General features: G+C 62.3%; 17 protein-coding genes. 11 read left to right on the top strand and 6 right to left on the bottom strand.

Annotation, left to right across the window (positions count from 1 at the left end; translation table 11 throughout):
* Window positions 1–25 precede the first annotated feature (25 nt).
* Genes hisA through SALLO_RS0103575 form a run of 4 tightly spaced genes read left to right on the top strand, consistent with a single transcriptional unit; the run spans window position 26 to window position 2,350 of the window.
* Window positions 26–835: a 1-(5-phosphoribosyl)-5-[(5-phosphoribosylamino)methylideneamino]imidazole-4-carboxamide isomerase gene (gene hisA / locus SALLO_RS0103590; protein WP_022834950.1), complete on the top strand. Its 810-nt coding sequence runs from the start codon at window positions 26–28 to the stop codon at window positions 833–835.
* Window positions 836–877: 42 nt separating this feature from the next.
* Window positions 878–1,681 carry an imidazole glycerol phosphate synthase subunit HisF gene (gene hisF / locus SALLO_RS0103585; RefSeq protein ID WP_022834949.1) on the top strand — a complete coding sequence of 268 codons (804 nt, stop codon included), beginning with the start codon at window positions 878–880 and terminating at the stop codon, window positions 1,679–1,681.
* Window positions 1,674–1,982, top strand: a complete 309-nt coding sequence (locus SALLO_RS0103580; protein WP_022834948.1) for a hypothetical protein — start codon at window positions 1,674–1,676, stop codon at window positions 1,980–1,982. Before hisF ends, SALLO_RS0103580 begins: the two co-directional genes overlap by 8 nt.
* Before the next feature lie 20 nt (window positions 1,983–2,002).
* A complete protein-coding gene (locus tag SALLO_RS0103575) occupies window positions 2,003–2,350 on the top strand; it encodes a hypothetical protein (RefSeq protein ID WP_022834947.1) in 348 nt (115 codons plus the stop codon).
* Between the two features lie 16 nt (window positions 2,351–2,366).
* Here the strand turns inward: SALLO_RS0103575 and SALLO_RS14970 are convergent, their stop codons facing one another.
* Window positions 2,367–3,278 carry a hypothetical protein gene (locus tag SALLO_RS14970; protein ID WP_157621187.1) on the bottom strand — a complete coding sequence of 304 codons (912 nt, stop codon included), beginning with the start codon at window positions 3,276–3,278 and terminating at the stop codon, window positions 2,367–2,369.
* Window positions 3,279–3,453: 175 nt separating this feature from the next.
* Here SALLO_RS14970 and dnaE point away from each other — a divergent pair, with 175 nt between their 5' ends.
* Complete coding sequence (gene dnaE, locus SALLO_RS17610) at window positions 3,454–8,229, top strand: DNA polymerase III subunit alpha (RefSeq protein WP_022834945.1); 4,776 nt, start codon at window positions 3,454–3,456, stop codon at window positions 8,227–8,229.
* A 97-nt stretch (window positions 8,230–8,326) separates the two neighbouring features.
* Here the strand turns inward: dnaE and SALLO_RS0103560 are convergent, their stop codons facing one another.
* The 3 genes from SALLO_RS0103560 to SALLO_RS0103550 all read right to left on the bottom strand — a co-directional run bounded on the left by SALLO_RS0103560 (window position 8,327) and on the right by SALLO_RS0103550 (window position 10,514).
* Window positions 8,327–9,532 (bottom strand): baeRF7 domain-containing protein, encoded by a 1,206-nt coding sequence (locus SALLO_RS0103560; protein WP_028566862.1) that lies wholly within the window; start codon window positions 9,530–9,532, stop codon window positions 8,327–8,329.
* Window positions 9,533–9,659: 127 nt separating this feature from the next.
* Window positions 9,660–10,274 (bottom strand): cyclase family protein, encoded by a 615-nt coding sequence (locus SALLO_RS0103555; RefSeq protein WP_022834943.1) that lies wholly within the window; start codon window positions 10,272–10,274, stop codon window positions 9,660–9,662.
* A 9-nt stretch (window positions 10,275–10,283) separates the two neighbouring features.
* On the bottom strand, window positions 10,284–10,514 hold the full coding sequence (locus tag SALLO_RS0103550; protein ID WP_022834942.1) for a hypothetical protein: 231 nt from the start codon (window positions 10,512–10,514) through the stop codon (window positions 10,284–10,286).
* Window positions 10,515–10,731: 217 nt separating this feature from the next.
* Here SALLO_RS0103550 and SALLO_RS0103545 point away from each other — a divergent pair, with 217 nt between their 5' ends.
* The 5 genes from SALLO_RS0103545 to miaA all read left to right on the top strand — a co-directional run bounded on the left by SALLO_RS0103545 (window position 10,732) and on the right by miaA (window position 15,688).
* Window positions 10,732–12,297 (top strand): phytoene desaturase family protein, encoded by a 1,566-nt coding sequence (locus SALLO_RS0103545; RefSeq protein ID WP_022834941.1) that lies wholly within the window; start codon window positions 10,732–10,734, stop codon window positions 12,295–12,297.
* Window positions 12,298–12,387: 90 nt separating this feature from the next.
* Window positions 12,388–13,194, top strand: a complete 807-nt coding sequence (locus SALLO_RS0103540; RefSeq protein WP_228702767.1) for a lycopene cyclase domain-containing protein — start codon at window positions 12,388–12,390, stop codon at window positions 13,192–13,194.
* A 292-nt stretch (window positions 13,195–13,486) separates the two neighbouring features.
* A complete protein-coding gene (locus SALLO_RS0103535) occupies window positions 13,487–14,287 on the top strand; it encodes a bacteriorhodopsin-like (RefSeq protein ID WP_022834939.1) in 801 nt (266 codons plus the stop codon).
* A gap of 208 nt (window positions 14,288–14,495) precedes the next feature.
* Window positions 14,496–14,735 carry a hypothetical protein gene (locus tag SALLO_RS0103530; protein WP_022834938.1) on the top strand — a complete coding sequence of 80 codons (240 nt, stop codon included), beginning with the start codon at window positions 14,496–14,498 and terminating at the stop codon, window positions 14,733–14,735.
* Entirely contained in the window at window positions 14,732–15,688 is a 957-nt protein-coding gene (gene miaA / locus SALLO_RS14960; protein WP_022834937.1) for a tRNA (adenosine(37)-N6)-dimethylallyltransferase MiaA, read from the top strand. The genes SALLO_RS0103530 and miaA overlap by 4 nt, the downstream gene beginning before the upstream one ends.
* Here miaA and SALLO_RS14955 read toward each other — a convergent pair.
* On the bottom strand, window positions 15,601–17,484 hold the full coding sequence (locus tag SALLO_RS14955) for a methyltransferase domain-containing protein (RefSeq protein WP_084696134.1): 1,884 nt from the start codon (window positions 17,482–17,484) through the stop codon (window positions 15,601–15,603). The genes miaA and SALLO_RS14955 overlap by 88 nt on opposite strands.
* Before the next feature lie 104 nt (window positions 17,485–17,588).
* Between SALLO_RS14955 and SALLO_RS0103515 the strand changes: the two genes are divergently transcribed.
* Window positions 17,589–18,506 (top strand): GntR family transcriptional regulator, encoded by a 918-nt coding sequence (locus tag SALLO_RS0103515; RefSeq protein WP_040605715.1) that lies wholly within the window; start codon window positions 17,589–17,591, stop codon window positions 18,504–18,506.
* A 33-nt stretch (window positions 18,507–18,539) separates the two neighbouring features.
* Here SALLO_RS0103515 and SALLO_RS14950 read toward each other — a convergent pair whose 3' ends face one another.
* Entirely contained in the window at window positions 18,540–21,194 is a 2,655-nt protein-coding gene (locus SALLO_RS14950) for an HD family phosphohydrolase (RefSeq protein ID WP_022834934.1), read from the bottom strand.
* Window positions 21,195–21,339 lie beyond the last annotated feature (145 nt).

Here is a 21,339-nt window from a genome sequence, read left to right as displayed (position 1 = left end):
TGACGGATCCACGCCCCCACCCTCCATGACGACTCTCGTAATTCCCGCCATCGACCTGCGGGGCGGACGCTGTGTTCGCCTGCACCAGGGATCCTACGAACAGGAAACCGTTTACTTCGACGATCCCGTGAAGATGGCCAAGCTGTGGCGGGTGCAAAACGCGCGCACCTTGCACATTGTGGATCTCGACGCGGCGCGCGGCGGATCGGAGGATCGCGCAGACAACCGCGCCGTCATTCGCAAGATGTGCGATGCGCTGGACATTCCGGTGCAGCTTGGCGGCGGCATCCGGTCGCTGGATGATATCGAGGCCGCGCTGGAGATGGGCGTCTACCGCGTCATCATTGGCACGGCCGCCGTTCGAGATCCGGACATGGTGGAAGAGGCCGTAGCACGCTTTGGCTGCCGCCGCATTGTGGTGGGCATCGACGCGCGCGACGGCGAAGCGCGCGTGCAAGGCTGGACGGAAGGATCGGGCGTCGACGCCGTCGATCTGGCCCTCGACATGGAACGCCGCGGGGTACGCCGCATCGTGTACACCGACATCAGCCGCGACGGAACGCTGGAAGGGCCCAATATCGACGCGTACCGCGTCATGGGCAAGCACCTCACCGACATGCGCATCACGGCATCGGGCGGCGTGGGCGCGTACAAAGACCTGCTGGCGATCCAAACGCTTACGCCGTACGGCGTCGATTCGGTCATTACCGGAACGGCCCTGTACGAGAACCGCTTTCCATGCCAGCAATTCTGGAGCTGGAACGACAAAGACGCGGTAGACCTCGATACGTTTTCGACGGCACCGCTGCGCGACGATGCCTTGAAGCCCTGCTGACCCCCGTCTCCCAAGCTTCTCTTTTCATTTTACGCAACTGCCATGTTAGCAAAACGCATCATTCCGTGCCTCGACGTCGACAACGGCCGCGTGGTGAAGGGCATCAACTTTGTCGAGCTGCGTGACGCAGGCGACCCGGTGGAGCAGGCCCGCACGTACGACCACGCGGGCGCCGACGAGTTGGTGTTTTTGGACATCACGGCCACGCACGAGGAGCGCGACATCATGCACGATGTGGTGCGGCGGACGGCCGATCAGGTGTTCATTCCGCTTACGGTGGGCGGCGGGCTACGGACCGTAGACGATATGCGCGCCATGTTGCACGCGGGCGCCGACAAGGTCGCCATCAACTCGGCGGCCGTCCACGACCCTACCCTGATTACCCGCGGCGCGGAGGCCTTTGGCGCACAGTGCATCGTGGTCGCCATTGATGCAAAGCGCGTAAGCGACGACCCGCTGCGGTGGGAAGTGTTCGTCCACGGCGGCCGCAAAGCCACGGGCCGCGATGCTATTGCGTGGGCCAAAGAAGCCGAAACCCGCGGGGCCGGCGAGCTCTTGATCACCTCCATGGATCGTGACGGCACCAAAAGCGGATACGACACCGCGTTGCTTCGGGCCATCACCGAGCGCGTGCGCATTCCGGTCATTGCCTCCGGCGGTGCGGGTTCGCTGCAGCACCTGCAAGAGGGCCTGGAAGACGGCGGAGCCAGCGCCGTGCTTGCCGCCTCCATCTTTCACTTCCAGGAGTTTACCGTTGAGGAGGCCAAGGAGCACCTTCGCGCGGCCGGTGTCGCCGTGCGTCCCGCAACCCCCGAATGGACCGAGACCTTCGCCCAGCATGCCTAATTCCAACGAAACGCCCCGCGCGGCCTACGTGCTGAAAGGCGGTGCGGTCGTCTTTGTGCTCATGGGACTCGTCATCGGCGGTTGGCTGGCGCGGCAAGCGTGGGCCCATCCCGAGATCCAGGCGAGTCAGTTTGGCTACGAGGCCCCGCTGTGGATTCCCGCCCTGGTGTTCGTGGTCGGGGCCACGGGCGCGGGCAGTGCGCTGCTGTGGCATGCCAGCACCCGCGTTGCGAACGGCGAGGACCTCTTTGCGCAGCGCCACCGGCGACGCGCCTCCGATCGGCCGGCCGACGACAAATAACCTGTAGGACCTGTTGTGCTATGGACGATGTAGCCCCCGGCGCTTTGCTCGAACAACTCATAGACGCCCACTGGGCGACGATTGCGCGTCAGGCGTGGAAGCAGTATCAGCGGAAGGGGCGTGGCGCCGTCGTTTTCGATCTGCGAGCAGAGGAGGCGCCGTCTGATGCCGCACAACAGCGCCCGCTGCGCTACCTCACGTTTACCGACGACGACGCAGCGCAGACTGGCGCCTTTCAGCACCTTCATCGCCTCACCACCACGTATACACCGACGGAAGAAGCCGTTGTGGCTGCCGTACTGCCCGACGGCCGCACGGTGTTTGACGTGTATGCGCGCACCCCTCCCCCGTCAAACGCAATCGAGTAGCGCCCCGTGGTGCTCGTTAAGCAGGCGGCTCAACAAAGCGGGCGCCGGCCGGTGCCTCTAGCTTCGAGGGATCAAACGGCCGTCGAAACGAGATGCTGTCGGCCCAGGCTTCGTTCTTAGGTGCGCCACGCGCACCGTTCTGAAAAGTATACCCGCGAAAATGCGTGGGCACCGTCAGGCCGTCGACCGTGATGTAGTCCTCGTAGTAGAACAGCGTTTGTGGAAGATCCCCGGGCTGCGCGCCGCGACCATAACTCACCGTATAGCGGATTGCGTCCACACGCCTCGTCTCGGGATGCACGTACAGCGTGTAAGTGTCGCCGGGCGAATCCCCCACGCCTGGCGTAAAGCCGACCTTCACCATGTCGTACGGAACTCCATCAAGTGTATCATCCGGCAACCGCGTGTACGTCAGCCCCGGATCGGCCAGTACAAAGGGAATCTGCTCAAAATAAAAGCCGGTAAGGGCCCAAAAGTGCGGATTAGGCTGCTGAAGCGTGTCGGCATATATCCATGCGCGTGTACCATTCCAGGCAAAACGCGCATCAATAGGCTGTGGATTGCCATAGGGTCCGAGCGCGGTGAGCTCGTGGTATGCGGTGCGCGTTTGGTTATTCACCATCATGAACGATGTGAACTGCAGGTTGGCACCCTTATTCGCATACGTCCAGCGGTAGGAGCTCGTAGGGGCGCGGTACCAAGCCGCCAATCCACCGTGCGCTTCTATGGCATCCAACACCAATCGCCCGCCGGATGATTGCTCAAGACGCTGGGTGGTGCGTTCCACGCGCTGTTGCTCGCCTGAATGCGCTTTTTCTGGGTCGGTGTCGGGCGATGAGCAGCCCGCTCCTACTATGAGCAACGCGCAGGAGAAGGCGTGGAATGTTCGCATAGGTTGTAAGACAAAGGTAAATAAGGCGCTGTACAAGCAGGACGCTTGGTGGACTGCAAGCTGCAAACGTTACAAAAGAAATAACAATAACAGTAATAAAGCACGTAGAAAATTGCGTGTGCCGCGCCGCCGCCCATTGCACCCGACGGCTCGCTGTTGTTAGTTGGGAAACGCATTATGGGTCTCTTTCTCTTCGCGCGCACCGGTCCCTATGGGCGACTTCTGTCATCTGCACTGCCACACGCAATATTCCCTCCTCGACGGCGCGGCCAGCATCGACGCGTTGGTGAAGCAAGCCAAACGGGAAGACATCCCCGCGGTGGCCATCACCGATCACGGCAATCTGTACGGGGTGCCCGAGTTCTACACGACCGCCCGCAAGCACGACGTGCAGCCCATCATCGGGTGCGAGTTCTACGTGACGCCCAGCGGCATCGACGACACCACCGACCGCACGCGCTACCACCAGGTGCTCTTGGCCAAGAACGAAACGGGCTACAAGAACCTGATGAAGCTCTCCTCGAAGTCCTTTACCGAGGGTTTTTACTACAAGCCGCGCCTCGACCACGACCTCATTGCTGCACACAGCGAAGGCTTGGTGGCCACCACCTGCTGCCTCCAGGGCGAGGTTTTGCAAACCATTTTGCACAAGGGCGAAGCCGCAGCCCGCGAGATTTTTGAGTGGTACCTCGACGTCTTCGGCGACGATTACTACATCGAGTTTCAGGATCACGGCATCGACGAGCAGCACACCTGCAACGAGGTTCTGAGCCGCTGGGCCAAGGAATACGACGTGCCGGCCATTGCCACCAACGACGTCCACTACGTTGAGCAGGACGACGCCGACGCGCAAGATATTCTGCTGTGCCTGCAAACCGGCAAGGATTACAACGATCCGAACCGGATGCGCTTCGAGAACGACAAGTTCTACCTGAAGAACGCCGAGGAGATGACTACGGCGCTCACCGGTCTCCCGGCGCGCTTTCAGCAGGAGGCGCTCGTTAACACCCGGCGCGTGGCCGATACGTGCGACTTCGAGTTGCCGATGGGCGACCTGCTCATGCCGCACTACCCCATCCCCGAGGGCTTTTCGGGCATGGACGATTACCTGCGCCACCTCACCTTCGAGCGGGCGAAGGAGCGCTACGGCGAAGACCTGTCGCAGCGCGTGGTCGACCGCCTGAACCACGAGCTGGGCATCATTCAGGAGATGGGCTACTCGGGCTATTTCCTGATTGTGCAGGACTTTACGGAAGCGGCGCGCACGCTTGACGTACGCGTGGGCCCCGGCCGCGGATCGGCAGCCGGCAGCTGCGTGAGCTATTGCCTGGGCATCACAAACGTGGACCCGCTGGAATACGACTTGCTCTTTGAGCGCTTCCTCAACCCGGAGCGCGTCTCGATGCCCGACATCGACATTGACTTCGACGACCGCGGGCGGAGCAAGGTCATTGACTACGTGGTCGACAAGTACGGGCGCGAGAACGTCTGCCAGATCATCACCTTTGGCACGATGGGCGCCAAAACCGCGCTGCGCGACGTGGCCCGCGTGCTCGACGTACCGCTCGATGAGGCCGACCGGATTGCCAAGATGGTGCCAGACGGCGTGGGCGTCGATTTGGAGCAGGCGTTCAACGAAAACCCGGAGTTCCGCGCGCTCAAGGAAGCCAACGACCCGCAGGTGCGCAAGACCATGCGCTACGCCGAGGTGCTCGAAGGCTCGGTGCGCCACACGGGGGTGCATGCCGCCGGCGTCATCATTGCGCCCGGCGACGTAAGCGAATACGTGCCCGTGTCGGTCTCCAAATCCAAGGGCGAAAAGGTCATCACCACGCAGTACGACGGCGACTGGGTGGAAGAATTTGGCCTGCTGAAGATGGACTTCCTGGGCCTCAAGACGCTCACCGTCATCAACGACGCGCTGCGGCTCATCGAAGAAAACCACGGCGTCTCCATCGATCTGGAAGACATTCCGCTGGATGATGAAGCAACCTACGAGCTGTTTCAGCGGGGCGAGACGGTTTCCATCTTTCAGTTCGAGTCCACGGGCATGCGCGAGTGGCTGCGCAAGCTGAAGCCGACGGAGATCAACGACCTGATCGCCATGAACTCGCTCTATCGGCCCGGCCCGATGGAGAACATCCCCGACTACATCGACCGAAAGCACGGGCGCGCGCCGGTGAAGTATCCGCACCCCATGCTGGAAGAAATCCTAAAGCCGACGTACGGCATCCCCGTCTATCAGGAGCAGGTGATGCAGATGGCCCAGGTGATGGGCGGCTTCTCTCTTGGCAAAGCCGATATTCTGCGGCGTGGAATGGGCAAGAAGAAGCAGAAAGTTGTCAACAGAATGAAGGGCGAGTTTGTCGAGGGCGCCCGCGCGCAAGGGGTCGACGACGACACCATCGAGGAGGTATGGGAGCTGATGGCGAAGTTTGCCGGGTATGGCTTCAACAAGTGTGTGACCGGAGACACTACCGTGGTTGATACGAGCACCGGGCGGCGCATTCCGGTAATCGACATTGTGGAGGGCCGCGAGACCGACGTAACTGTTGCCTCTTTGGATGAGTCCACACAGCAACTGGTCGAGCGACGCGTGGTGGATGCCTTCTCCAGTGGAACGGCGCAAACATACACCTTAAAAACGCGCACCGGGCGCCGCATCCGTGCGACGGCGAACCATCCGGTATACACGCCCGAAGGTTGGGTGCACCTTGGAGACCTGGAGGTTGGAGAGCGTGTGGCAATCCCCCGAGGAGTGCCTTATAGCTCCTCGAACGCCATGAACGCGCACGAAATTGTTGTCTTGGCGTACGCTATTAGCGAGGGTAACCTCTGCCATCCAAGTAGTTTCTACGTTTACACTAAGTCAGAGGAAGAGCTCGAAGACTATTGTACGCACCTTTGCCGTTTTCCCAATAGCACGGCAACCATTGACCGATCAAAGTCGGCGATGTCCATTTATGCAAGGCGAAAAGACTTATCTAAGCCGAATGGAGCCGTTGCGTTCATCGACACGCTGGGGCTGCGGAATGAGCGTGCGACGACAAAGTTTGTACCGGAAGCAATCTTTCAGCTTCCTACGAGCCAAATCGAGCTTTTTCTTGGGCGCCTCTGGACGGGCGACGGAGGGATTGACGCGAAAGGAGGGCAGATTTTTTACGCCACTTCTTCAGAGCAGCTAGCGCATGATGTTCATCACCTTCTGCTTCGGTTGTCCCTACCGAGTACAATATACGAGAAACGTTTTAAATACAGAGGGGGAGAGAAGCCTGGATATGTAGTGCGGGTGTCTAGCACAGCCATAGCGTCATTTGCAAAAAAAATTGGGCCCCATCTCGTTGGGAAGCGTAAGCGCGATCTCACAGAAATGCAGTCCACATGCATTGGCAGTGGGCGCATGACGCAAGATGTTATTCCAACAAGCGTGCTTCCGATCGTCCGAAAAGCAGTCCGAAGTGCATCGGCAGAACAGGGGCTGTCGATGAAAGGCTTCATGCGTGATCACGGGATGTCTCCTCGTCTCTTGAATCGAGATAGCCGGAAAAAGGGGTACGCGCGGTCCACAATCTCGGCGCTTGCTGCGGCAACGCAGGATGACACCCTCGACCAATGGGCAGCTTCGGACATCTATTGGGACGAAGTTGCTTCAATTGAAGAAGGGCCGGTGGAAGAAGTATATGACTTGACAGTCGAGGACACCCATAACTTCGTGGCCAATGACATCATTGTCCACAACAGTCATGCAGCGGCGTACTCTATCGTTGCTTATCAAACAGCATACCTTAAGGCGCACTATCCGCCGGAGTTCATGGCTGCGGCCATGACGAACGACATGGATAACAACGACAAGCTGAGCGTGGTGCTGGAGGAAGCCCGCACCATGGGCCTCGACGTGCTCCCGCCGTCGGTGAACCGGAGCAATGTCGACTTTACGGTAGACGAAGGCAACATCCGCTTTGGCCTCGCCGCCGTGAAGGGCGCTGGCGAGGGCGCCATTGAGGCGTTGGTGGACACCCGCCGCGAGCACGGCCCCTTCGAAACACTTTGGGACGTCACCCGGGAGCTGGACCTGCGCACGGTCAACAAGCGCACGCTGGAAGCCCTTGGCCTCGCCGGTGCCCTCGACGACCTGGAGGGGCACCGCGCACAGCTCACCGACGCCGTGGACGCCGCCGTGCGCTACGGGCAAAAGGTGCAGGCCGACCGCGCCGCGGGCCAGAATTCGCTATTTGGCGACGGCACCATCGGCTCGGGGGCCATGGAGCCCAGCCTGCCCCGCACCGAGCCCTGGCCCAAGAGCGAAAAGCTCAAAAAGGAGCACGACGTGCTTGGATTTTACGTGTCGGGGCACCCGCTTGATGAGTACAAGGCCGAGGCCGAGGCGTTTGCCAATGCCCAGTTGGGCGATACCGAGTCGCTTGAGCGCCTGATGGAAGCGATGGGCGGCGACAGCCGCGGCCGCGGACGGGGCGGGCCTGTGCGTACGTTTTGCGGCATCCTTACGGAAGTGAAGCGGGCCACGACGAAGAAGGGCAAACCCATTGCCTTTGCCACGCTTGAGGACTTTACCGGGCAGGGCGAGCTGGTGTGTTTCGCCTCGGTGCTCGACAAGATCCAGGCGTACCTGGAGGTCGACAAGGTGGTGCTTGTAAAGGGCAAAGTCGAGCTGCGCGGCGGGGCCGTGTCGGTCATTGTGCGCGACGTGACGCCCATGTGGAAGGTGCGCGAGGAGCGCGTGCGCGCCATCGAAATTGACCTCGACCTCAACACGCTCACGCGGCCCGACGTAGAGGCGTTTCGTACCCTCTGCGCCGACCACGACGACGGCCACTGCGCGCTCTACTTCAACATTACAAGCAACGAGCTCGACACCCCCGAGCGGCTACGCAGCCACGCGTTTATGATTGACCCGAATGCCACCTTCATGCGCGAGGCACAGCGGCTTTTTGGCACCGAGGGCATCCGCCTGCGCGATGAAACGTAGCCCTGACAGCAGCGCAGCGCCTCAAAAAACAACCGGGCATGCCCGTAAGGACATGCCCGGCGCTGTTTGCAGATGCAAGGATGTAGCCGCTTGCTCCTTAGCCGCGTTCGGCCGCCGACACGTCGGCCGGAAAGCGGAACGTGGCCGCAATACTGCGCCCGCCCGGCATGTTCTCCGGCCGCAGCGCGTGCACCGTCGCACCGTTTAGATAGGCCTGTACCGCCGCGTAGTTCAGCAGGTCCTCGTTGTCGCCCGTGCGCTCGTCGTGAAGGGTCACAACGTTGTCGGTCGCATCGAAGCGGCCCCAGCGATGCTGTCCGATGGGCACAAACAGCGTGTCAACGCGGCTGTACACGCACGCCGGCACAATCTCATGGAAGTCCTCGGAGGCCAAGGCACCGCCGTCCTGGTGGAAATACTGATCGAATGCATCGAGCGCCTCCTTCTGCGTCTCCAGAAAGATCGGCTCAACCATCGCCCATGCCTGCTCATGAAGCTGGTCCTCGCGCATGTCTTCGGGATTCCCAGCAATGATGTCGTCTGCGACAAGGCCGCTGTACGAATTGACCTCGCGGTACACCGGCAGATACTCCGCAACCCCCGCCAGGACCATCGGCACCGAGTCGTCATTGATCTGCTCCTGGATGCCGTCATCGATCTGTTGGAAGAAGCGCCGCAGCTCCTCGTGGGCACGGGCGCTGTCATCCTCGGAGGCCGTGTGCCCATGAAAGGCCGCGTCTTGTCGACCGCGGCTCGTCCGGTTTGCCGTGTGCTGCTGTAGCTCGCGCTCGGCATCCTCGTACTGGCGCACCGCCTCCACGATGTCATCGGGAATTGCATCGCTGTCAATGAGCCCAATGGCCTGATGCGTGCCCTGGTACAAGCGCACATTGCTCTTGTGCAGCGCCAGGATGTAAAAGCGGTTGTTGGTCGCCAGGATGGGAAAGAGCGGCTTCAGATGGAAGCGCGATCCCACAACCGCCACCTCGTCAAAGGAGAGCGGAAGGCGGAAGAAGCGCGTGCCGGACGCGTCAATGAACACCGCCAGCCCTTCGGCCATGTGGCGCCAGAACGCCGTATCGTCAATCTTGCGGCGCGCTTCGTCCAACAGGTCGTCGATAGCCGGCTCGCGATAGTCCTGCGCGCGGAGTTGGTCGCGCACGTCGCGCAGCAGATTCTTGTACCGGATGACATTCTGCGCCGCATCCGATTCGTGCCGAACGCTGGGAAGATAGATGGAGGCACAGGGCGCGCCCTGATGTTCGGCCAACTGACGAAGGTGATCTCTGCTGAAACGATCCATAAGCAATTGCGCTTGGGTGATAGGGGATGCGTGGTGAATGAGGCGCGAAGCCTCGTGCAACAGCCGTACGTCCGTTTTCAACAGGCGTTGGGGCCGTTGCAATATCGTTTGGATCGGCGCGCGGTGCTTACTCGCGTGGCGCAAGGACCGCCCGCACCGGAGCCGCGTCGGCCCCCGGCATGTAAAGCGGCATTGCCAGTAGCCGATAGCGGCCCGGAGCAACGCCGCTTAGATCCAGGTTTTCAAGGTTGGGAATGCGGTGCGTGCCCAAGGCCTGATGCGCGGGCAACGTTTTGCTATCGACAGGATCTACGGATGGCGCATCGGTGCCAATGAGCACGGTTCCCCGCGCCGCAAGGGCCTCAATGGTTGCCGGCGCAATGGCCGGAAAGTCGTCGTGCCATACATCTGACGGCTGATTGCTGTGGGACGTTTGAAACAGCACGCGTGGGGCGCGCACCTCCGCCACGGCCGACGGCTCAATACGATCGTCCGTCACCTTCACCACCTCGGCCGGCCCCACAAAGGCCGCAAGGGGCCACGTTGTCACATCAGCCCCGCCGTCCGTGTAGTGCAGCGGCGCATCCACGTGGGTGGCATGATGCGTGCTTGCGGTGTACGCGCCCACGTTCACCGCGGCGCCCGCCCCCATACGAGCCGTCCACGACCAGTTGAAGGGTTGGTCGCCCGGCCATGCCGCTGTCGACGGATGCGCGGGCCGCGAGATATCGATGAGGTCCATAGGCAGAAGCTACGAGCGCTTGGGAACAGGCCATTGCGGCGAAGGCACCGGCGGACCGTGCCGCGGCGACCGGTCGCCCGACCAGCGAGGCGGCTCGGGCTCCGGCGACCAGTTGGTGCCCCCCGGCGGGTCATCGTCCGATCCCGAATCGCCATTCCACAGCACATGCCATAACAGCACCCCAAGAACGACAGGGCCAAAGGCAGCGAAGAAGCTGAAGAGTTGGTAGATCCAGTTCATAGGCACGGGGGCTTATCACAAGCGCAACAGGCTCATGACGTACGTTAGCGTCTGGGCGCTGTTTTAGAGGTATCTAGCGGGCCGCGTGTTGGCGTCTCACAAAGGACGCAGGCGAACAACCACATGCTTCACGGTTCCTTAATGCAGACGCGTAACCGTTCGTGGGGTTTCACGAAAGCCCCACATCTGTTCATTCGATGTACGTGCTGTGTGTTGTATGTTTCGTTATCGCAACTCTGCAAAATTAACGCCCGTACATGCCGTGACGTACGATGTCATCACGATCGGAGCGGGGCATAACGGCCTCATCACGAGTGCCTATCTGGCGCAGGCCGGGTATCGGGTGGCGGTTTTTGAGCGCCGCGACGTGGTTGGGGGCGCGGTATCTACCAAAGAGATCGTGCCCGGCTACCGGTTTGACCTGGGCGGAAGCGCCCACATCTTGATCCGCCTCACGCCTATTGTCGAGGAGCTGGGGCTGTCGCACTACGGGTTGGAGTACATCGACCTCGACCCGATGTTTTTCGCGCCGTTTCCCGACGACGATGCGTTGTTTATCTACCGGGATTTGGAGCGGACGGTCGACCATCTCAATGAACGCTTTCCCGGACAGGGCGACGCCTACCGCCGCTTTGTAGACGACTGGCGGGACTTCTCGCTCTCGATGCGCGACATGTTTCTGTCGGCGCCCAACCCGCTGAACCTGGGCAAAAACCTGGGCGGGGCCCGCACGCCGATGGCCTGGGACGCGTCGCTGCGCCGCATCTTGCGGCCCTACGGCACGGTGGTGCAGGACTACTTTAGCGAGCCGAAGGTGCAAGCGCCCCTCGCGTGGATGGCCGCACAGTCGGGGCCGCCCCCCACCGAACCGCTCACCGGTCCGTTTGCGCTCTGGCATCCGCTGTATCATGAAGGCGGCGTAGCGCGCCCACGGGGCGGTTCGGGGATGCTCACGCAGGCGCTGCGGCAACATATTGAGGCGCACGGCGGTGCAGTATTTACGAATACGCCCATCGACGAAATTCTTGTCGAGCGTGGGCGGGCGACCGGCGTGCGATGGGGCGATGAGACCGCCACAGCCCGTGCGGTGGTCGCCGCCACCCACGCGAAGGAGACCTTCGATTATTTGCTGCCCCGGGCGTATCGCCCTGAGGCGGCCGATGGGTTGCGCATCGGCAACGGCTTTGGCGCGATGCTTCGGCTTGCGCTCGATACGCCGGTGGAATACCGCGCGGCCCCCGGGCGTGAAGCGCGCGTCGGGTTGCAGCTCTTATGCCGCGACCTGCAGCAGATCAACGCCGCATATGGCGAATACCTGGGCGGGCGCCCCTCCTCCGACCCGCCGATCGTGGCCATGACGTTCAGCGCGGCCGACGACACGCTCGCGCCGCCCGGTGGCGAGGTCTTGTGGCTGTGGGGGCAATATTTTCCGTACGAGCTGGCCAACGGGGACACCTGGGAGGAGATTGCGCCCCGCGTTGCCAACACCCTAATCGACACGTTTGAGCAGTACGCGCCGGGCACCCGAGCATCCATCGTGGGGCAGCTCTTTCAACACCCCGAGTGGCTGGAAAAGCACCTGGGGCTGTTTCGAGGCAATGTGATGCACCTGGAGATGAGCATCGACCAGATGTTTGCCGCGCGGCCCGCGCTGGGTCTGGCCAATTACAAGGGCCCCGTGCCCGGTCTCTTTCTAACGGGGGCCAGCACGCACCCAGGCGGTGGCATTATGGGTGCCTCGGGCCGCAACGCCGCCCGCGTTGTACTGAAGGCGCTCAGCTAGGCCACATCGACGGCCTCAATCGTAAAGGGATCGCAACACACCCCCTCGGCAGTCGGCAATCGGTACTTGTGGCGTGTAAGTTAGTTGTCCGTGATTCCTCCGTTTCTGATGGGCCGGCTCGCCATGACCTACTGGCAGTTTCATGTTGTTTTTCTTCTACCACCGATCGCGCTCCTGGCGCTCACCCTACCGGCGTCATTAAACGGCGTGAGTGCCCGCCGCCGACGCTGGGCCCTGCCCACCATTTGCCTCATCGCTTTCTGTTACACCACGCCGTGGGACAACTACCTGGTGTACCGCAATGTGTGGGGCTACGGCCCCGAGCGTGTGCTGGCGACCATCGGCTACGTCCCGGTTGAAGAGTATGCCTTCTTCATTCTCCAACCCATCCTCACCGGGCTTTTTCTGTACCACTGGCTGGCGCGATGGACCACCGACTGGCAGCCACAGCGTCCTATCGACCACCACCCGGGGCCGCGCTGGGTGGGAGCCGCCGTGTGGGGTCTTCTCTCCATAGCAGGCTGGGCCCTCATCGCGTGGTCTGACCCAAGCGGCCTGTACATGGGGCTCATTCTAGGATGGGCCTGCCCCGTCATTGCCGGTATGTGGCTGTACGGCGGATCGGTGCTGTGGGCGCACCGGCGGATTATTGCCTACACCGTAGGGCTGCCCACCCTGTACCTGTGGATTGCCGATACCACCGCCATCGGCCTCAATATCTGGTACATCAACGATCAGTATACGCTCGGCGTCGATCTGCTGGGCGTCTTACCCATTGAAGAAGCCACATTCTTTTTAATGACAAATATACTCGTCGTACAAGGAACGCTTCTCTTCTTGATCGACCTGCCCGAGGCACTCACCAAACGCCACCGGGTCCTGTCCTCTAACGCATAGTCCATGCAAACACAGGGCGAATTATCGCCGCTACACCCCGCTACATTTCAACATTACACCATCGTTAATACCATGTATCTTTATCGTTGCGTTCTGTGTTGGCATCCGAGTGCGTTCAGTCTATATTGAAAACTGCGTATTGAAACGGGCCCCTGCGCAAGCGTATGTGCTGCGCACTGTCTAGCGACTACGCGGCCCTCGTGCTGCATGGACCGGTCCCGCAAGGCAGTAGGCCCGTGCTCTATCGCTCCTTTCACGTTGAACGTTCAATCTTTCAAGGAGGCATCAACCTATGGTCGAAGGACTTCCAGACTTAACACCAGGCCAGTTTTCGCTGGTGTACAATATGTTCTCGTTCACCGTTGCGACGATGTTCGCAGCGTTTGTGTACTTTGTGCAGGCCCAGAAGAATCTGGCGCCGAAGTACCGCGTCTCGATGATGGTATCGTCGCTCGTGGTCTTTATTGCCGGGTACCACTACTTCCGTATCTTCAACAGCTGGGACGCGGCCTACGTGCTGAACGACGCAGCTACGATGTACGAGTATAGCGGCAAGCCTTTCAACGACGCATATCGCTACGTTGACTGGCTCCTCACCGTGCCGCTTCTCGTCATTGAGCTCGTGATGGTCTCCGGTTTGCCGAAAGGCAAAAGCGGTTCCATGATGGCACGCTTGGGCATTGCTGCTGCTGCGATGATCGCGCTGGGCTATCCGGGCGAAATTGCCACGGACACCGCAACGCGTGTCATCTGGGGCATCGCGAGCACCGTGCCGTTCATCTACATCCTGTACGTCCTCTTTACCGAACTGGGATCAACGATTAATGAGCAAACTGGCGAGGTGAAGGTGCTACTGAAGAACGCACGCCTGCTCATGCTCTTTACCTGGGGCTTTTATCCCATTGTGTACATGGCTCCCTTTGCCGGTTTTGAAGGCGCTAGCTCGCTAGTTACCATCCAAGTGGGGTACACCATCGCGGATGTTGCCGCGAAGGCCGGCTTTGGCGTGCTGATTTACGCCATTGCGAAGGGCAAGTCGGAGCAAGAAGGTTTTGTGGTCGACGAGATGGCCCAGCCTGTGGCTGCGCAGTAGGTACACGCCGTACATACGGTCTTGTACGATGCGGCAGCTCTCCCTGGGAGGGCTGCCGTTTTTTGTTGTCCTCGGTGGACCGCCACGTGCCATTTGAGTGCTCATCGCGTGAACAGATGTGCATGGGAATCCTGCACCGAAGAAACCCCGCAGTACCTTTTCGCTACAAGCGCCTACCCGGCCCACAAATAAGCTGCAACCTCTTGTTATGGATACGTTGCTGTCGTTCCTGGACTACATCGTTTTGGGGATCATGAGTCTGGCCATGTTCATCTACGCCTACAAAAACCGCCCGGTAGGAGACGACGAAGGCGACGATTCGTCTGACGATGGAGGCGGCGGGCCGTCGGTGTCGGGCGATGCTGCGCCCTTGGATCGACCGCCGGGGCTGTCCGTTCGTCCGTCGTCCATGCCCGATCAGTCGCCACAACCTACTGCTTCTGGATGAGCAATGCCCCGGCACGCCCTGGCCCGTTCCTGACCATCACCGGCCCTACGGCGGTCGGCAAAACGGCCCTGAGCCTGTCGGTGGCCGAGGCCATCGATGCGGAAATCATCTCGGTGGACAGCCGGCAGGTGTACCAGGAACTGAACATTGGCACGGCTACGCCCAGCGACGACGTTCTCGCTCGGGTGCCGCATCACTTCATCAACGAGCTGTCAATCACCGCGGACGCCGACTTCTCGGCTGGTGCCTTTGCGACGGCCGCGAATAAACGCATCCGGGAGATTTTGTCGCGCGGCCGGGAGCCGCTGCTGGTTGGCGGATCGACGCTGTACCTGCACGCCCTTCAGTACGGATTGGCCGATATCCCGTCCGTCGACGATGCCGTGCGGGCGCGCCTGGAGGAGCGCCTGGCCGACGAGGGCGCCGAAGCGCTCTACGCAGAGCTGCAAGCCGTAGACCCCGAACAAGCGGCCTCGGCCGATCCCACAAAAACGCATCGGGTCATCCGCGCGCTGGAGGTGTACCACGGCACGGGCAAGCCGCTGTCGTACTACTACGCCAATCAGCCGGAGCCGCCGTTCCGGTACGTCACGGCGGTGCTCCATCGCCCGCGGCCTGCGCTGTACGACCGCATCAATGCCCGCGTGGACGCTATGCTCGACGCAGGGCTTTTGGACGAGGTGCAAGCGGTGATGGACCGCGGCGCGCGCCTCGACGAACCGCCGCTGAGCACCATCGGCTACCGCGAGCCCATCCAGCACCTGCGTGGCGAGATGTCGCGCGAGGAGATGATACGCCGCGTGAAGCGCAACACGCGGCGCTACGCCAAGCGGCAGCTCACGTGGTTTCGGCGCTATGACGACTATCACACCCTAGACGCCGAAGAGGCAACGCCCGCAGCAGTGCTTGCCCTCCGCGAAGAGGACGCGGCCTCCACCACGAATCCCACCTGATGGTGCCACCACGGGCCCCAGGAGACGCGCGTTGTCACGCGGCCGCCGCACCGGCGAATCGCTGACGCCCAGCCCTCGGGCGATCGAAACGCCAGATGCAGCTCCTGCGCCTGCATCACAGCGCCGCCGCGCAGCCGGTTGGCCCATACGTCGAGCACACGCAACAAGCGCCGCTGCCACGCGGTGGTGTACGTTGACTCCACAATTACGACCGGCCCGCGGCTCACGCGCAGCGCTTCGGTCAGCACCCGCTCGGGGGCCGCGCAGTGATGCAGCACAAAGTAGAGCACCGTCACGTCAAACGCATCATCGGCATACGGCAGCGTGTGCCCATCGTACACGGTGTGCGGCAGGGCCGTCTGGTTCATATCCGCGACATCCACGAGCTGCACCGCAGTGGGGCCGTACGGCAGCAGGGCTTGCCCGACGTAGCCCTCGGCCGCCCCACAATCCAGGACGCGCGCGTCGCGCAGGGTCTCATCATCCGTAAGGGCTGCGACACGTGCGGCTTTGCGGGCCGCCCGCCGCCGCTGGAGGGCCTGCAGGGCATCGCCACCGTGGGCACGCACCAACAGAACGACCCAGCCGCCCCAGCCGGCCACCACCCACGGCACGTACCAGCCGGTGGTGTAGAACAGGTACGTGCCCAGGCTGCACAGGCCCAGCCACGTCCACGCCCAGGGCGCGCGCCCCACGACAACCGCTAGCGGCAGGACGAACAGCAGATACCACGGATGCACGGTGGTGCTCAGCGCCAAAAACGTTCCCAGGATGCCGTAGAGGGTCCACCCAAGCGCGGGCCGGCGGTGATAATCCCATACGTACCAGCCGATGAGCGCTACGCCAAACGTCCCGCCCATGAGCGGCCCCAGGACCTTGCTCCAATCCGTGCCGGTAAGCATCCAGAGGCCCTGCTTGAGGCCGCTGTAGAGGCCGCCGTTGAACTCGAACAGCTGCACGTACAGCCGCAGCGACTCCAGGACGTGCGGGGCGGCATACGGCGCCCAAAACGGCACGAGGGCCGCCCCCGCGAGCCCGAGCCCCGGCCACACGCCCTTCCACCCAAACCGCCAGGCCAACAGCGGCGCCCCCAGCACCGGCGTGAGCTTGACAAGCGCCGCGGCTGCAAGCGCTACGGAGGCGAGGCGGGGGCGACGGGCGCGCGCGTACCACACGGTGAGCACCAGCGCCGCAACGGCCAGTCCCTCGGTGTGGCCCTGCCCCGCAATTTCCAAAACGGCCAGCGGATGCCAGGCATAGAGCATGAACGCACGGGCAGTAACCATGCGGCGAAGGACCAAGAGGCCGCCCATCTCGGCACCGGCAACGAGGGCCTTGATGGCGTAGTAGCCCGCGAGGGGATGGAGGTCGTACCATACGCCGCCCACGGCAAACACGAGTTGCGAGAGGGGCGGATAGACGCTGAAGTAGGAGGCGGAGTTGAGGCGTTCGTAGAGGAAGCCGTCCCGAAAAGCCGCGAGCGCCGGGTCGGAGGGACGGAAGCGGTACGGGTTGATGCCTTCCCACAGCAACCGGCCGTCCCACAGGTAGCGATACATATCGTCGGACAGCACCGGCGGGAGCGTAAACGCGGCCAGCCGTGCGGCGATGGCCAGGACGAGCACCGCGCGGCCGTCTACGAGATCGCGGTGCCACGCGTAAGCCATGAGGCCGCCGAGGGCAAGTCCGCTGCCTACCATGACGGGCCACGCCGCGGGGGCGTGCGCACCCGCCACGAGTCCGCCAAACGCCGCAGCAACGAGCGCGTACAAACGATGCGAATATGGAAATGCCATCGGAGAGAGAAAGTAAGCCTGCGGGACACCGCCGCAACCTTCGTGTGGCACCAGAGGTTCGCGTTACGTCGTTCCTGTTGTTGGTTCTTGGCTTCTGCGTTTGCATGATTACAATCGACCGCTCGGCGCCCACCTCGGTACACGACCAGCTCGTCGACCACGTGCGGTACCGCATTGCAAGCGGCCAGTACTCCATTGCCGATACGCTCCCCTCAACGCGTGCGCTTGCCCAGGACGTCGGCGTATCGTTTCATACCGTGCGCAAGGCGTACCAGACGCTTGAGGCAGAGGGCCTGGTGGAGGCGCAGCAGGGGCGCGGCTATGTGGTGAAAGAGCGCACCCCGCTCTCGAAAGGCGAGCGTATGGAGCGTGGGGCCGCCCTGATGCAGGAGACCATCCGGCAGCTGATGGGCCTCGGGTTGGCGCCCGAGGAGATCGACTACCTGGTGCAAGAACAGTCGCAACTGCTGGGCGATGCGCAGCTCGAACATCAGCTGTACTGCACGGGCCCCCACGACGAACTCAACCGGCGCTGGGCGGATCAGCTGCGGAGCGCGTTGCAGCGTACGGTGCGGCCCGTTCCGCTGTCGCACATCGAGGAGCAGGTGACCGCCGACTTCGTGTTCACGCCGTTTGCCCACTTGCAAGATGTAATGCAGCGCGTGCCGCGGGCCGACGTGTTGGGGTTTAGCGCCCATCTACCGGCCGACCTTTTGGAACGCGTGGCCCGCTTGCGCTCCACGGATACGCTGGGCCTCGTCACCGCAACCCGCGACAGCGTACGGCCCCTGTCGCAACACATCCGTCAGTCGTCGGCGTTCAAGGGCCAGCTCATTGCCGCTTCCATCGAAGACGGCAGCGAACACCTCGCGAGCTTCATCGATCAGACCGATCTGCTCTTGCATACGTCCGAGAGCCACCGGCGCATCGCGTCCATGCTCTCGGAACGGGCCCACGCGCGGCTTACGCTACGCATCGCGCAGGACGCCATCGATGCCATCCGGGCCGCTGTGCCGGTGTAACGCACCGTTCAGCGCCCAGCGCAAAAGAGGCGCTCACTCTTCTGCTTTGTCATCGGACGCCGGCGATGCTTTCGTATCATCGCGGGCCGCCGGCGTGCCTTCGTGTTCTGATGGGGCCGGCCCGTTGCGCGCGGCCACCGAATCGGCCCCGGCGGGTTTGTTGGCCACGTGCGGACGAATGCCCGGCATGTTGCGCAGGTTGTCAATGCTGATGCTCTGCTCCGGCGTCCCCCACACGTCGCGCTCCATGAGAACGGACACCGCGTTGTTGAAGGCTTCCGGCCCGCCCGGCGCTACCGACACGATTGGCTGCTGCTCGGTGGGCGCGTCCGGTGCATCGGCGGTCCCTTCCGGCGCCTCCTCGTCATCCTGATCGGGGTACTTCACCCGCACGTGATGGATGCCCGTGAGCATCTTGAGGAACGTCTCCTTGATGGCCTGCAGGTCCCGAAAGGTGAGATCGGTATCGTCAAGCTGACCGTCTTCGATGCGATCCTTGAAGATGAGGTCGATGAGTGATTGCAGGCGTTTGCGCGACGGATCATCGAGGCTTCGGCTGGCGGCTTCCACACCGTCCGCAAGCATCAGGATGCCGGTCTCTTTCGAATGTGGGCGCGGGCCGGGGTACCGGAACTCTGATTCGAGCACATCGGGGGCGTCTTCGGCCCGGTCTTCCTGGGCTTTCCGGTAGAAGTACTCGATGCGCGACGTGCCGTGGTGCGTTGGGATAAACTGCAGCACCCGCTGCGGGAGGTTGTGCTCCTTTGCCATCTTGACGCCCTCCTTCACATGACTCGCAATGATAAGCGCGCTCATCTTGGGCTTGAGCGTATCGTGCGGGTTCGTTCCGCTCTGGTTTTCGACGAAGTACTCCGGCTTCTTCATCTTGCCGATGTCATGATACAACCCGCCCACCCGCACAAGCAGCGCGTTGGCCCCGATGCGGTCGGCGGCCGCCTCAGCGAGGTTGGCCACCTGCATCGAGTGGTTGAACGACCCTGGGGCCTTCAGGCTGAGCTCTTTTAGGAGCGGACGGTTGGTGTCTGATAGCTCCAGGAGCGTCAGGTCGGTCGTGATGTCGAACAGCCGCTCCAGCGTCCATAGCAGCATGGGGCCGGCGATGGTAAACGAGGCGCCAATGCTGGCATAGAGCAAGTTCGTGCCGAGGCGCTCCACGGGCGTTCCCATATACAGCCACCCAGCTACCAGCACGAGCATGTAAGCAAGCAACACGACGAGGGCGCTCCCAAAGAACTGCCCGCGGTTTTTGATGTCGCGCACGCTAAAGACACCAACCGCGCTGGCGATAAACGTGGCGAAGGTGTATTCCAAATCGAGGCCCACAATTTGTCCGCCCATCAAGGCCAGCGTGAGCGCACTAAACAGCCCGAGCCGCGAGTTGAAGATGATGGTGAGCACCGTTACGATGAGCGGAACCGGCACCACGTACAACGACGCCCACGGCAACCGCACCACCCCTGCAAACAGGAGCACGGCAATGAGAAGCGGAATGTTGACAATGAGGAAGGAGCGGTCGTGGCGCCAGATGCTGGGCCGCAGCGCAAACAGGTAGAGGAAGAAAAAGCCAAACGTGAGGACGCCAAAGAGGATCTCGCCCGAGAGGCGCTGCCACAGAATGGTAGGCTCGGTCCGCTCGTTGCGCACCCGCTCAAGGGAGGTCAGCTTTTGTTTGATCGCGGGCGTCACGCGCTCGCCCTTGCTCACCACAATCGACCCGCGCTCTACGCCGCCCTGGATGGGCGACACCGTTTGCGCCCGTTGCTTGCGCTCCTCGGCGGTTTCTTGGGCCAGGTAGTGCAGCGACGGCTGAAAGATGTCGCGAAAAAGCACCATCCCAGCCTCCACCCACTGCGGATGTTGGGGGAAGCGTTTCTTGAGTTGCTGCTCGGCGTACTGGTACGCCTCCTTGAGTCCGTACACCTGGTCGATGGGCACGCGCTGCTGCACGCGCTCTTCCTCGTTACGGATGATCACCGATGCTGCTGCGAGCGTATCGCGGGCGACGTTGAGTACGCCCTGCTGCAGCACGTTCTCGGCAATGGTGTAGGCCGCGTCGAGCAACCGAACGTCAAGGCGCGTCGTAGGGGCCGAGGGGTTGCGGGTAGCCTGCGAGAGGCCCTCCAGGTTGTCGACATAGTACTGCACGAGCATGCGCCACTGCTGCGGGGTTAGCATCACAGGCGTGTTGCGGCGCAGCTCGACGTAGCGCAGCGAGTCGGAGCGGGCTTTAGCGGCGTCGCCCTGCTGGCTGTGGTACTGCGCCGCGGCGTACGCGGACACAACTTCATCGAGCTGTTTGCGGAGCGTGTCGCGCCGCGCTTGCACATTGTTCAGCGCGTTGGGCCGCACGCGGGCGTACGGCGGCGCGGTGGCGCGGGCGCTGTCGCGCTGGGCTTGCACGAGCGCCGGGTCTTTGTACACCGGAAAGTTGAACGGTGCCACCAGCGTCGGCTGTCGCCATACGTCGCCCACCTGCACGGTGTACTCGAACGTGTCGCCCTGCGGAAAGGCCAGCACGGCGGCCGCAAGCAGTGCAACGAAAAGGCCCACACGAAGCAAAAGGGCCCGACGGGTGCCGTCGTCTCCGGGCGCGCGCCCACGTTCGAGGCTCTGTCCGACCGGACGGGCCTTGGGCTTTCGCCAGCCAATCTTTTCCAGAATATCCATAGGGGGCGTTGTGATCAGCGCATACAGCACATCGCTAATGCCCGCCCGGGACGAAGGATCCACCCGAGGCGCGCTCCCCGCCCAAACGGCGGCGCGCCGGGGGCGTGCAGACGCCTCCCTTTCAGACCTACGCTGGACTGTTCTA

This window comes from Salisaeta longa DSM 21114 (assembly GCF_000419585.1).
Taxonomy (GTDB): domain Bacteria; phylum Bacteroidota; class Rhodothermia; order Rhodothermales; family Salinibacteraceae; genus Salisaeta; species Salisaeta longa.
Note: the sequence above shows the minus strand (reverse complement) of the source record. Positions and strands in the feature narration are given on the sequence as shown.